This is a genomic window from Paenibacillus terreus, from assembly GCF_042138595.1.
GTDB lineage: Bacteria > Bacillota > Bacilli > Paenibacillales > Paenibacillaceae > Paenibacillus > Paenibacillus terreus.
Map to the genome: position 1 here is coordinate 20,834 of NZ_JBHIRX010000002.1, position 13,387 is coordinate 34,220.

Below are 13,387 nucleotides of genomic sequence, written 5' to 3' on the forward strand. Positions count from 1 at the left end.
GTTGTTCTCCAAGCTCGTAGGTTTTGAACAGACGACAGACCTGCGATCAGCTTAACGTAACGGCGAAGGGGCTGCAGTACAACTGCGAGTGACCCGGCAAAAGTTCCTCGCGAATAAGCTGGCTGCTTCCCACAAAACGGCTTTTGTTTTGTGCATGAAATTTTCTGTTGTACTCGTTGATAAGCTCGTCCAAAACCATTGATTGCCTGAGAACAGTGGCATGGGACAATCCGTATTTCTGCTCCAGCTTGTAAAGCTGCTGTCTGGATTCTTCGATTCTCTGACTCAAGCTCACCTGTTCCGGCACACCTATCCCTCCTTTCGCTCACATAATCCTTAGTTTAGGTGCTTATGCCTTTATTTAGGAGAAAAAGATTTAAGAATGAGATATTCAAGATCATAGAAAAGATCAGCCCGCTTGAGCTGATCTCAATAAAAATATTTAATAGATTGGCATCTTGGATATGCATCTGGATAGCGCCAGGGCCAGAATATTCTGGTCATAAACCTGATACTGCCTGTTTTGATCCAGCAGCCAGTTCGCAAAACCGGTCGCAGTTCTGTAGCTTTCCGGGTCATCGCCTAAGCGGAATTCAGCCAGCCGGGACATGATGGAATATTCTGCATCCGATAAATGTAATCCTAATTGCAAAATCTGTCTCTGTCTGATTCTCCGGGCGGTGTTATCCTGAATCCACCGGTGTCTATTGGACACTTGTCCAGCATGGGGACGGTAATACATCAAATTATGCGGGACATTGGCCAATCGTGCGGAAGAGGACAGGCGGTTCCAGAGTTCATAATCCTCGGCATGCGGGTAATCGGGGTCATAGCGGATTCCGAGCCTGCTAATCGAGCTGCTGCGCATCATGACAGAGGGGTGGAGGATGCAGCAGTAAAACAACAACCAGACTTTAATCTCTTCATGATGAAGGGGATTGAGTTTGACCGGGCCATGATAATCTGTCGTATAACCTGTTCCGCAAATATCGACGACCGGATTTTGGTCCATAAAATAGGCCTGAACCTCCAACCGGTTCAGCGCTGCGATGTCGTCGCTGTCCATCCGGGCAACATATTCACCTTGGGCAAGCTGAAGCCCTTCATTCAATGAAGCGACAATGCCCATTTGCACAGGATGAAATACTTTTCTTACACGGGCGTCCCGGATTTCATGAATGATTCCCGTAGACCCGTCAGTCGACCCGTCGTCAATAATGATCAGTTCAAGGTCGGCAAGTGTCTGCCACAGTATGGAATTTACGGCTTCCTGTAAATAGAGCGCATTGTTATGGACCGGCATAATGACTGATATCCTCGGCATTAGGCATTCCTCCCAATACTTGTCTTTATTCATTGTATGTTTAGTTTTTCCGGGGGGCGACGTCAATTATAAAAAAAGGCGTTCTACAAGGTAATGTGAAAAGTCCCGGATTCATGTTAGGTTAGTCATATATAAATGAGGAAAAGGGGAGTCAGCCGATGGAGGAAATGCAAATGAGTGAGGAGCTGTTCCGTCTGCTTGACGGCAGCAGGATGGTGAGCAAGCAAGGGGATGCGATGATGCTGCTCACCGTTACAGAGGATCATTGGCCGCATGTCGCGATGATCAGCGCGGGTGAGATCCTGGCATTGGACAGGCAGCAGCTGCGGCTGGCGCTCTGGCCCGGCACCACGACGACAGGCAATATGATCAGAACAGGCAAAGCCACGCTGGCGGCGTTTATCGGTGGCAGGGCGCATTATGTGCGGCTGCTGCTTGATCAGCTGCCCGAACTACCGGATGCGGAATATCCGCGTGCCCGGTTTACGGCGACAGTTGCCGCTTCCAGAACGGATACAGCGAAGTATGCGGATATTCTGACAGGCGTTACTATCCGCTTGAAGAATCCGGCAGAGGTTCTGAAGCGATGGGAGAAAACGCATAAAGAGCTTCTGAGGTAAACAAAGAGCCGGCCCTGTACGATGGATGCATTAGGGCCGGCTTTTTCGTTGACTTGGCTGCGGGAAAACCACGAGTTGCTGATGTTAAATCACACTGCGCACCAATCCGCCATCCGCCCGCAGTGCCGCTCCGTTGATAGCTGAGGACAGCGGACTGCTGACAAAAGCCACCAGGTCGGCAATTTCCTCCGGACGGATTAGACGTTGAATAATGGAAGTGGGACGATTCTCTTTCATGAATTTTTGCTCTGCTTCTTCAAGCGACAGGTTTTGATCAGGATACAGGCTGTTCAGCATCGTTTCTACGCCTTCAGTCAGGGTAGAGCCCGGCATGATGGTGTTGACTGTCACCCGCGTGCCTTTGGTCAGCTCAGCCAGACTGCGGGACAGCGATAGCTCCATCGTTTTGGTAGCACTGTAATGCGGCATTTCCAGAGAAGGCATTATCGCCGCTTCGCTGGCGATAAAGATGATCCTTCCTTCATTGTTCAGGAGCATGGCATGCAGGTAATGGCGGGTAAGGCGGACGCCGCTCATCACGTTAACCTCGAAGAACTTGAACCATTCCTCATCCGGAATGTCAAAATAGTCTGCAGGCTGGAAAATCCCGAGGTTGTTGACGAGAATGTCCAGCTCGGGATATGCCTCCATCAGCTTCCGGCATCCTTCGGACGTTCCCAGATCTGCCGCGGCAGGCTCAAGCTGGGCAGAGGGGTTCTTCTGCCGGATTTCTGCAATCGTCTGCTCAACTTTGTCCAGGCTGCGTCCATTGATCAGCACGATGGCTCCTTCCGCCGCGAGTGATGCGGCGATGGCTTTGCCAATGCCGGATGTCGAGCCGGTTACGAGTGCTTTTTTACCTTTCAACTGAAGATCCATTTCGATTACCTCCTGTTTACGGTGTTCATTTGAGTTAATAAACGTCTTGTTAGTTGTGCCAAACACAGCGGATACAATCCTATTTCTATTTTGCCGCAATCAGCGAAAAAGTGAAGTACGCACCTTTATGTAACATAGGTACTTGCAGGTGCCCTTTTTAATATGCTCAAACAAGCTTTTTAAGCTATGAAAAAAAATTTTTCAAATCAGGTGAAATTGGCTGAGTTTGCAATGTGAAACTTTTGCCATTCATGCTAAGATCGAGTTTGACTATGACTTGTCACGGATAAAGCCGGGAGGAGAGGCTGACCTCGTGAACATAAGGGAGGACTAATCATGATTAGAAAATTTGGCAAACAGGCTCTTATGCTAGGTATATTGGGTGCGGCACTGATTGGGGGCTCTACGGTGAATCCCGGTCAGGCGGAAGCGTCATCCGAACCGTTTATTGGCGAGATTCAGCTGTATCCGTATTCCTTTGCTCCGAGCGGCTGGATGAAGGCAGAGGGCCAGCTTTTGTCGATTTCCGGAAATTCGGAATTGTTCAGCCTGATTGGTACGAAATTCGGCGGCGACGGGAGAACAAATTTCGCGCTGCCGGACCTGCGCGGGGCTTCGCCTATGCCGGGGGTATCTTACTTTATTTCAGTGAACGGCGCATACCCTTCGCGCCCATGATTAATTCGATGTTAAAGATCATGAAAAATGTGGGGTGAGGGCGTGTCGAAAGCAAATCGCAGTACACATGAGAAAATGAAGCCCATCCGGCTGCTAATCCCACTGCTGCCCGTGATTGGCGGGGCATTTCTGTTTTTGGGGACAGAGGTGGTGGCTGCCGAGCAAAATCTAACCCTTGGCAAGCCGGTGACTTCCAGCGGGTTTGTTGAACCGTATGAACCTTCAAGGGCTGTAGACGGCTCCCTGCAGCCGACCAGCCGCTGGTATCAGGCAGATACCGGCGAGAAGTGGATTCAGGTGGATTTGGGGGATTATTACAGCTTAAGCCGGTGGACTGTGACGGGCATGGGAGTGTACTATGAGTGGTCGAACGGACTGGACCCGTACAATTTCCATCTGGAGACAAGTCTCGACGGATCAAAATGGCAGACGGTGGATACGGTACAAGGAAACACGAGCTCAACGATTGACCGCTCGCTTTCGGTGGTCGAAGCTCGTTATGTAAGGCTGGTGATCGACCAGGGGAATGCGAGCAACAATCAATGGGCATCAGTGCTGGAGTTTGCGGCTTACGGCGAGCCGATGACGGTGCCGGCGACACCCGCCAACTTTACAGGAAGCTATTGGGAGAGCGCTGTGCAGCTAGGCTGGGATGCTTCGGCGATGGCATCCTCTTATGAGCTGAGCAGAAATGGCACGGTAATCTATACCGGACCGCTTACCTCTTACAAAGATGCGGATGTTATGCCGGCAGGAGAAATTACATACAGCGTGCAGGCAGTGAATGCGAAAGGGAGAAGCACCGCGGCGGAAATCACGGTAAACATTCCTTCAGAAGCGGAAAGGGCGGCCGAAGCAGCAGCAGCGTTAGCGATTGGGTATGCATCAGGTGACAATGCTGCAGCAGTCACGCAGGATGTTACCCTGCCGCTTGCGGGGCTGGGCGGTGCAGCCGTCAGTTGGAGCTCCAATACGCCGGATACAGTCAGCAATGGCGGCAAAGTAGCTCGTCCGCCTTATGATCAGGGAGACCGTTCCGTAGAGCTGACGGCGAAGGTTACGTTTGGAGCAGCGGAGGTGACGAGGACATTTGATCTGACCGTATTGAAAGAGACGGCTGAGACAGCCCTGGGAAGAGCAGAGCGGGAGCTGACGCTGGGCGATTTGACGGCTGTTGCTGGAAGTCTTGCTCTGCCAGCAGCAGCTTATGGCGGCACGCAGGTTGAGTGGTCTTCAAGCGAACCGGATATTATTGCGCCAGACGGAACAGTTCGCAGACCTGCTTATACGAAAGGGGATGCGGATGTTACGCTTACCGCCGTGCTCCGCCTGGGCGGATTGGAACGGACCAAGACGTTCTCCGCGCATGTCCTGAGTCTGCCGATCAGCGATGAAGAAGCGGTCCAGGCCGTGCACCAGTCGCTGACCCTGCCTGTGACGACGGTGACTTATGATCTTGAGCTGCCGGACAGCGGGGCTGACGGGGTCAGCATTACCTGGAGCTCTTCACGGCCTGACCTGCTGGATTCGAGCGGACGGGTCACCTTGCCCGGTTATCTGGAAGGGGATCAGATCGTAGCTTTGGAGGCGACCGTCTCCAGAGGGCAGTATTCGCTTACAAAACAGTTCTCGGTGCTGCTGCCCGCTCAGCCGCTTCGTCCGGAGGAAGCGGTGCGGCTGGCGGCAGATATGATTGCCCTGGATTATCCGCAGGGAATTAAGGATTCCATTGCCCTGCCCCGTTCGGGCTCATTTGGTACCGGGATTGCTTGGGAGTCCGACCGGCCGGAAGTTCTGGATGCCGATGGCCGGGTGAACAGGCCTGTATATACGGACGGGGATGCCGCTGTTCAATTGACGGCAACCGTGTCCAAGGATGCGGCTTCCGTACAGCGAACATTCAAGCTGACTGTTCTGAAAGCTTTGCCTGATATGCCATATGTTCGCCTGAACGGCACGAACCCCGTGCTGCTGGAGAGTGGAGACAGCTTCACGGATCCGGGAGCAAGCGTAGTGGAAAGCGTCTACGGAACGGTGCTGGCTGAAGGCATTCAGGGAACGGGGATGGTGGAAACGGATACACCGGGAATTTATACGTTGAGCTATAACTACAGCAGCGGTGAAGGATGGACGGCGGAGCCCGCCCGGCGCGAGGTGCAGGTTCGTCCCCGTCCGGTATCGGTTGCAAACGGCGGCGGCGCGGAAGGGTCCGTGATCATATCCGGTGCCGCCCCTGGTGCGCGGCTGGAGCTCTATAACAGCGGGCAGGAGCTTGTGGCCGTAGCGACCGCATCGGCGGGCGGGGAGCATATCTTTACGCCGCTTGCTGAAGGAGCCGGGTATTATGCGGTGCAGGTGGTAAACGGTATGACCAGCTCCCCGTCAGCTCTTGTATTCGTGAAAAGCTTGACCGCCGCGGATGTGGCTGCTTCCATCATGTCCTTTCAAGACCCCGCCAGAGGAGAAAATGTGTTGAGGCTGCCTGTGGTGCCTTCCGGGTTCCGGATTGCTGTCAGCAGCAGCAGTCATCCGTCGATCGTGCGGACAGATGGGGTGATACTTCCGCCTGCATTCGATACACAGGTTGCGCTGGTGCTTGAGGTGGCAAAGGATTCCGACGGGTCGAGGGCTTTAACCCGGCCGATGGTCATCACGGTTCCTGGCACGCAGATGCTAGGAGGCGGAGGCTCATCCGATCGCGACAAACGTCGAAGCAGCAGTACATCACTGACGCGGTCCATCTTGCTCGAACAAGGCCGTACGGTGATCGTGTATACACTTACGGCTGCGTTTCTGGACGAACAGATCAAGCGGGCAAAATCCTCTGGTTCGGATTTTGTACTGATAGAGCTTGCCGATGAGAAGCAAATCAGCCAAGTCATAAGTTCTCCGGATTTATTGAGCAGACTCGGCAGCAATATGGGCGTGTTCATTCAATCCCAATATGCGGAAGTAAAGCTGCCGCCGAAGGAGCTCGCCAAGCTGGTAGCTTCGGGGCAGGAGCTGCGGGTGTCGCTTGAAGGAGATATCGGCCCGGAAGATGACTCTTTCAGCTCACAGACCAGCAAAGGGCGGCTTCGGCTTGCCGGTCCTGCAGTACGGATAGAGAATGCATTGGCTGGGACAGCGCAAGTTCAACTGCCCGTTGAAAGAGGGGAGGCATCCTTGTCAGCCGATGCAAAGGCCGGGAATCTATATGTGCTGGCTTATTATGCAAACGGATCGAAAGAGACCCTGCCGGCCGAGGCGGTATATGATGCATCCGGTCAAATCGTCGGGGCTGCCTTTCTCATGAAAGCGCCGGGGACTTTTGTCGCTGCTGTAACGGAGAATGTTTCTGCACCGTCCGGTAATGACTTGGCGCTGCACGTCTCCGGAGATGGAGCCGATCCTGAGGGGACGACGGCAGCAGCTTGGACAGATGCGCAGGGTCACTGGGCAGCCGGGGCGCTGCAATTGCTGGCTGAACGAGGATGGATGCAGGGATATGAGGACGGCACGGTCCGGCCGGATCGTGCTGTGACACGTGCTGAGTTCGTTTCTATGCTGGCCAAGGCGCTGGGTACAACTGAAACGGGCACAGGTGCAAGCCCCGCGTTCTCCGATCTGGAAGGACACTGGGCCGTATCGGCTATCCAGAGCGCATATGCCCAGGGATGGATCAGGGGCGTGTCATCCGGTGCCTTCGGACCGGATGACCGCCTGACCCGTGAGCAGGCTATGGTCATTCTGACAAATGCGGCGGGCACCACTGCGGCATCTTCTGGCCAAAGCCTCACCGATTCATTTGCGGACGGCAATCAGGTGTCCGGATGGGCTGCATCTGCATTGCAGCAGGCTGTGGCTGCAGGTTGGGTTCACGGATATCCGGACGGAACCTTAAAGCCTGCCGCAACGATCAGCAGGGGCGAGACTGCGGAGCTGCTGATCCGGGCTTTGGAATTGAAATGATGGTTCGCAAGCACAAAAAAGCACGGTTTCACCGGATTTCCGGCAAACCGTGCTTTCCTTTTTCTAGACAGCTTCCCTAGAGTAAATTACAGAGATTTCAGCGTCTTGTCCAGCTCGGCGCCGTATTCGGTGGAAGCCGGATCAGTCGTTTCTTCAGCGTTATAGTAGTACAGAATCAGAGCATTTTTGTGTTCAAATGCCAGGTATTTTAAAGGCAGGCTCGCGGTCTGCTCTTTGAAATTGGCCAGCCCTGCCTGACGTGCTTCTTCGGAGTCGAAGGTGTAAATAGTAACGACTTCTTCTTCGCCGGACTTTGTTTTCACGGTGTTACGGTCAGGCTGTGTGCCGTTCAGCACCCAATCGTTTTCGGCCTTGCTGGATGTAAGGGTAATGCCTTCCTTTTGAATTGCGGTTTTAATGCTGTCTGCTGTTAGTTCCTCTGCTCCCGCGGGTTCTGTTCCCGGATCGGTTTCACCGTTCTGGCCGGTTTCTGCATTAGGTTCCGTGCCTGGCTGAGTTTGCGTGTTCTCAGTAGTATTTTGTCCGCTGTTCGTCGCTCCGTCGTTGTTCGAGCAGGCGGCGAGGGTGAGCAGGGAGACGGCAAGCATAAGACTCGCTAAAAATTTCATAGCTGACCTCCTGTGGATTCTACGCCCCATATACAGCTTTCATGAGGACGCGAGTTTTGTAGCTACCTTGTTTTTTATTTAACCATATGTAAAGTAAGTTAAACAATATTAAAGGGAAAAATACCACAAGATGGAACTGGGGGATGGCTGCATTTACCTCCCCTCGACCCGATGGTATGATGGAGAGAACAAGCTTGTCATGTCATGCCAAAACGGATATGAGTAAATGGAGGAATAGAGATGAGCAGCAAATTGGAGCAAGCGACCGTAGGTTTTATCGGAACAGGAGTCATGGGAAAGAGCATGGCCCGGCACATTTTGAAGGCGGGTCATAAGGTACATGTGTACACACGGACGGCGTCCAAAGCCGACGAGCTGGTGCAGGAGGGGGCAGTGTGGCAGGATACTCCCGCCAAGCTGGCAGCCGAGTGTGATGTGGTCATCACGATGGTCGGATATCCCCGGGATGTGGAGCAAATCTATCTTGGAGAGGACGGCCTGATCGCGCACGCCCGCAGCGGTGCTTACCTGATCGATATGACTACCTCAAGTCCACTTCTGGCCAAGCGGATTTATGAAGCCGCGGCAGCAAAAGGGCAACATGCGCTGGATGCTCCGGTATCCGGCGGGGATATAGGGGCAAGGGAAGCGAGACTGTCCATTATGGTCGGCGGCCATCAGGAGGATTACGAAGCGGTGCTGCCCATCCTCAAGCTGATGGGAACCAACATTGTGCTGCAGGGTAAGGCTGGCGCAGGGCAGCATACGAAAATGTGCAACCAGATCGCCATTGCCACAAATATGATCGGTGTATGCGAGGCGCTTGCCTATGCCAAGCATGCGGGGCTGGATCCCGAGCAGGTGCTGAAGAGCATCGAGAGCGGAGCGGCGGGAAGCTGGTCGCTGAGCAATTTGGGACCACGCATGATTGCCGGCAACTTCGAGCCTGGCTTTTATGTGAAGCATTTTATCAAGGATATGGGAATTGCACTGGAATCAGCCAAAGAAATGGGGATGGACACCCCGGGGCTGGCGTTGGCAGTGTCCTTGTATCGGCAGCTGTCTGAGCTGGGTTATGACGAAAAAGGGACGCAGGTGCTGTACAAGCATTGGGTGAAGGAATAAAGAAAAAAATTAAGCAACCTGAGTCCTATAAGCATACGGGATTCGGTTGCTTAATTTTTTTTAAAAGTTGCTGATTTTCTCAATCTCCACTATTTAGCCTTGCGCACTTCCTCCGGAATCGTCACTTCCACTTTATTAAAATTGCTCATTTTGCCCTGCATGTCCATCTTGATTTGCATCTTCTGCCCTTCCAAGTCCATTCCCATATCCATGGTTACGTTAAAGTCAACAGGGAAGTTGGTTTTTTTATCAATATTGTAGGACATATTCATGCTCTTGATATCCATCTGGTCCAGCATGACTGCCGTGGAAGCGTCGCCGCCGCTGGACTGCTCCATGTAGCTTTTCGCCAGATCCTTCACCTTGTCGCCGGATACCGCAGCCGCCAGCTTATAATGCTCGCCTTCATCCGTTACTTTAACGTCATCAATGATCGATTCCAGCTGTTTGAGCTGCTCTTCCGGGCTGCCTTGGGCTTTCATCTGCTCCAGTATTGGCGCGGCTGTCTCGTCAGGAACCTTTACCCACGAGCCATCCACATTGGTGTATACCCCGTCGGAAGTTATGTATTGTTTGATATCCTGCGGCTCGGAGTCAGGCATGGCCATCGTCATTTCCTGATACATGGCGAATGGCTCATCGACCATATCCACCTTCATGTTCATGTTGACTTTCTGGGTTTGCTCCGTTCCGTTGGCATTGATGGTGATATCCTGTTTAATGGTGCTGTCCATCGATAAGCTTTTCATTTCCTGGCCGGCGGCCGTTACCTTTTCAATCAGCTCTTTTGCTGTAGGAATGGATTCAGCCGGGGCGGTTTGTTCCGTTCCTGGCTTAGTTGCAGTGTTTCCCGCAGGACTTTGCGCTTCCTCTTTTCCACAAGCGGTAATACTGGCAATCAATACGGTTCCTAATAACACAGATGTCCATTTCTTCAAAGCAAGTTCCCCCTAATTATAATCTATATGTAATGATATCCAATTGCTGGTGTGAAAACAGCGGACTAAATACCTTACTTGAACCTTTCATAGAAAAGGTAGATAATGACCAGATTTTAAGCAGCTTCTAGGTGGAAGGTCACAAATTTTCCGTCTGGAAAGTAATATTATGGAAAACCATTATTTATATATCAAGTGATTAAAATTTTAAATTTTCGCATTTGTATGAATTTGTAAATCTATCAGCACATTGGGGTTCTTCTTTACAATAAAAGTAAGGTTTTTCATTCTTTTTACATAGCATTAACCCCTCTCTGATGCTTTGGAAGTATGATAGTTCATGTTTCGAAGCAATATCGTTATCAATCCACTAAAAAGGGGTCTTTTGTAAGTGAAAAACAAATTCATGCTTCTTACCTTGTTTACTTTGGTCATCGCACTGTTGGCCGGCTGTGGTTCCGGCAGCGCAACCACTGACACCAACGCCTCGGAGAGTCAGGCTGCAAACGAATCATCCAGTGGCACTGCTTCCGGAAATAAGGAAATTCAAGAGCTTAAAGTGAGCTTTGTGCCATCCAAGGATCCGGAACAAATCATTACGACAACGGAGCCGCTCAAAGAGTTGTTGAAAAAACAGCTGCAAACCGAAGGATATACGGTAGATAACGTAGATATTAATGTGGGTACGACTTACGAAGCGGTAGGAGAAGCGCTGTCAGCCGGAACTACAGACATCGGTTTTATTCCGGGCGGTACATATGCTTTGTATGATGATGGCGCAGATGTGATTTTGACGGCAACCCGTGCGGGGCTGTCCAATGATTCGGATGCTGCAAAGGAATGGAACGATAATAAACCTACCAAGCCAACAGATGAGCAGGTTACCTATTACCGCAGTCTTTTTATTACCGGTCCTTCTGAAAAAGGAAAGGCTTTGGCGGAAAAAGTGAATAAAGGCGAAGAACTGACCTGGGATGATCTGAACGGTGCGAACTGGGCTGTGATGTCTTCTTCCTCCTCTGCCGGTTATATTTATCCGACACTGTGGCTGCAGGATCATTACCAAAAGAGCATTACGGATCTTGCTCATGTAGTCCAATCGGATTCCTACGGCAGCTCCTTCGCACGGCTGGCAGCAGGGCAGGCGGACATTATCGTGGCTTATGCCGACGCAAGAAGAGATTACGAGGGTCAATGGACAACCGACTTTGGCCGCAAGGGTACCATCTGGGACGAAACGAATGTGATTGGTGTGACGCAGCCGATTTACAACGATACAATCAGTGTCAGCAAAACCGGCCCGCTGATGGATGATGATTTCAAAGCAGCGCTGCAGCGTGCGTTCATCGCCATTGCCCAGACGCCTGAAGGAAAAGAGGTCATTGCGGTTTATACTCATGAAGGGTACAAGGAAGCTCAGGCATCCGACTATGATGGCGAAAGAAAAGCACAGGAGCTTCTGAGAAGCATGAAGAAGTAACAGCTTTCATTGAACATCGCGCTTACAAGTAATACTAAATAAAACCTAATGAGAACATCAGCGTTGTTGATGTTCTCATTTTTTGGATTGGAGTATTACCATGATCGAATTTATGAATGTAGAAAAAACCTATTCCAACGGGACGACCGCATTACGTAACATTAATCTGAAAATCGGGCAGGGTGAATTTGTGGCTGTGATCGGTTTATCCGGGGCAGGCAAGTCAACGCTCATCCGCTGCATCAACCGGATGCATGAGATCACCGGCGGCACATTGCTGGTGGACGATGTCGATGTGGCCAAGCTGAAAGGCGGGCAAATACGCCGTTTCCGCCGCAGAATCGGCATGATTTTTCAATCCTTTAACCTGGTGACGAGAACTACCGTGATCAACAATGTGCTGGTTTCCTTTGTACCTGAGCTTCCGTTGTGGCGCAAATGGGCAGGCATATTTACGAAGGAGCAGAGGTTCAAAGCGCTGGAGGCTCTTGATAAAGTGGGAATTCTGGATAAAGCCTTTATTCGCGTGGATCAGCTGTCCGGCGGCCAGCAGCAGCGGGTTGCCCTTGCGCGGACGCTTGCTCAGAATCCGGATATCATTCTTGCGGACGAGCCGATTGCATCACTCGACCCGGTGACGTCCCGGGTGGTGATGGACGATTTCAAAAATATCAATAAAGCCATGAACATTTCCGTCATTATGAATATTCACCATGTGGATATGGCCCTGGAATATGCGGACAGGATTATCGGAATCAGAAAAGGGGAGGTTGTATTCGACGGAGAGGTATCCAAGGTGACGCCGGAAATTCTTGACCATATCTATGGCGGCAAATGGGCGGAGGAGAAGGCAGCTTTGCAGGAGAGCGTGGCGGAGCAGCTTCCGGCAGGAGGGAGCTCGCTGTATGTTTGACAGAATCTTTTCCCCCCGGAAAATAAACCTGCCCAACGGTAAGGCCGTTTTGCAAAAAAGGTCGCGGACGCCGTTTGTTCTGCTGATCCTGGTGATCTGTACAATTGCATCCATCCAATTCACCGACTTTAAAATGGATATCCTTGCTCAGCGCATCGGCCAGTTCTTCGTGATCATCGGCGACATGATTCCGCCAAATTGGGGCAGCTTCCCGGGAATTTTGGGACCGCTGCTTGATACGCTCAAGATGTCCCTGCTCGGCTCCATGATCGGAGCACTGCTGGCTCTGCCCGCTGCCGTGCTCGCTTCTTCGAATATTGTTCATAACAAAGTGGTTGTGGTCATCAGCAAAACAGTGTTAAGTCTCCTGAGAACGCTGCCCACACTCGTGACGGCGCTGATCGCAACCTTTATTTTCGGGCTCGGTCCCATGGCAGGCACGGTCGCGATTATGCTGTTTACCCTGTCCTATGTCGGAAAGCTGCTCTATGAGCAAATTGAGAATGTCGATATGGGCTCCTTTGAAGCGATGGAGTCTCTCGGAATGACGAGAATTCAGGCCTTTCGTTATGCGACCCTCCCCCAGGTGCTTCCAGGCTATCTGTCGACCTCTCTGTTTTGCTTTGAGGGAAATGTTCGTTATGCGGCCATTCTGGGTTATGTCGGGGCCGGGGGGATTGGCCTGCTCATCAATGAGAACCTGGGCTGGCGCGATTATTCTGGCGTCGGCATGATTATTCTGGCGTTAATCGTAACCGTATACCTGATTGAGGCGGTAAGCGAGCATTTCCGGAAAAAGCTAATATAAGTGCGTGTTCAAAAAGTCAGGTTTTTCTATAAGGGAGAAGTT

General features: G+C 51.6%; 12 protein-coding genes. 7 read left to right on the forward strand and 5 right to left on the reverse strand.

Annotated features, from left to right (window positions below; all coding sequences use genetic code 11):
- Positions 1–46 precede the first annotated feature (46 nt).
- Positions 47–307, reverse strand: a complete 261-nt coding sequence (locus ACE5KN_RS04345; protein WP_375523429.1) for an aspartyl-phosphate phosphatase Spo0E family protein — start codon at positions 305–307, stop codon at positions 47–49.
- Between the two features lie 135 nt (positions 308–442).
- On the reverse strand, positions 443–1,324 hold the full coding sequence (locus ACE5KN_RS04350) for a glycosyltransferase family 2 protein (protein WP_375523428.1): 882 nt from the start codon (positions 1,322–1,324) through the stop codon (positions 443–445).
- A 158-nt stretch (positions 1,325–1,482) separates the two neighbouring features.
- Here ACE5KN_RS04350 and ACE5KN_RS04355 point away from each other — a divergent pair, with 158 nt between their 5' ends.
- Positions 1,483–1,944, forward strand: a complete 462-nt coding sequence (locus tag ACE5KN_RS04355; protein WP_375523427.1) for a pyridoxamine 5'-phosphate oxidase family protein — start codon at positions 1,483–1,485, stop codon at positions 1,942–1,944.
- Positions 1,945–2,028: 84 nt separating this feature from the next.
- Here ACE5KN_RS04355 and ACE5KN_RS04360 read toward each other — a convergent pair whose 3' ends face one another.
- Positions 2,029–2,823, reverse strand: a complete 795-nt coding sequence (locus tag ACE5KN_RS04360; protein ID WP_375523426.1) for an SDR family NAD(P)-dependent oxidoreductase — start codon at positions 2,821–2,823, stop codon at positions 2,029–2,031.
- Between the two features lie 336 nt (positions 2,824–3,159).
- On the opposite strand from ACE5KN_RS04360, the gene ACE5KN_RS04365 reads away from it, so the two are divergent.
- Both ACE5KN_RS04365 and ACE5KN_RS04370 read left to right on the forward strand, forming a co-directional pair.
- Entirely contained in the window at positions 3,160–3,501 is a 342-nt protein-coding gene (locus ACE5KN_RS04365; protein ID WP_375523425.1) for a phage tail protein, read from the forward strand.
- Between the two features lie 42 nt (positions 3,502–3,543).
- A complete protein-coding gene (locus ACE5KN_RS04370; RefSeq protein ID WP_375523424.1) occupies positions 3,544–7,452 on the forward strand; it encodes an immunoglobulin-like domain-containing protein in 3,909 nt (1,302 codons plus the stop codon).
- Positions 7,453–7,538: 86 nt separating this feature from the next.
- Here ACE5KN_RS04370 and ACE5KN_RS04375 read toward each other — a convergent pair whose 3' ends face one another.
- A complete protein-coding gene (locus ACE5KN_RS04375) occupies positions 7,539–8,081 on the reverse strand; it encodes a hypothetical protein (RefSeq protein WP_375523423.1) in 543 nt (180 codons plus the stop codon).
- 240 nt (positions 8,082–8,321) lie between these two features.
- On the opposite strand from ACE5KN_RS04375, the gene ACE5KN_RS04380 reads away from it, so the two are divergent.
- Positions 8,322–9,206 carry an NAD(P)-dependent oxidoreductase gene (locus ACE5KN_RS04380; RefSeq protein ID WP_375523422.1) on the forward strand — a complete coding sequence of 295 codons (885 nt, stop codon included), beginning with the start codon at positions 8,322–8,324 and terminating at the stop codon, positions 9,204–9,206.
- 89 nt (positions 9,207–9,295) lie between these two features.
- Here the strand turns inward: ACE5KN_RS04380 and ACE5KN_RS04385 are convergent, their stop codons facing one another.
- Entirely contained in the window at positions 9,296–10,144 is an 849-nt protein-coding gene (locus tag ACE5KN_RS04385; RefSeq protein WP_375523421.1) for a DUF6612 family protein, read from the reverse strand.
- Positions 10,145–10,535: 391 nt separating this feature from the next.
- On the opposite strand from ACE5KN_RS04385, the gene ACE5KN_RS04390 reads away from it, so the two are divergent.
- The 3 genes from ACE5KN_RS04390 (at position 10,536) to phnE (ending at position 13,345) form a co-directional block, all read left to right on the forward strand.
- A complete protein-coding gene (locus ACE5KN_RS04390) occupies positions 10,536–11,624 on the forward strand; it encodes a phosphate/phosphite/phosphonate ABC transporter substrate-binding protein (protein ID WP_375523420.1) in 1,089 nt (362 codons plus the stop codon).
- A 100-nt stretch (positions 11,625–11,724) separates the two neighbouring features.
- Entirely contained in the window at positions 11,725–12,537 is an 813-nt protein-coding gene (phnC, locus tag ACE5KN_RS04395) for a phosphonate ABC transporter ATP-binding protein (RefSeq protein ID WP_375523419.1), read from the forward strand.
- Positions 12,530–13,345 carry a phosphonate ABC transporter, permease protein PhnE gene (phnE, locus tag ACE5KN_RS04400; protein WP_375523418.1) on the forward strand — a complete coding sequence of 272 codons (816 nt, stop codon included), beginning with the start codon at positions 12,530–12,532 and terminating at the stop codon, positions 13,343–13,345. Before phnC ends, phnE begins: the two co-directional genes overlap by 8 nt.
- Positions 13,346–13,387 lie beyond the last annotated feature (42 nt).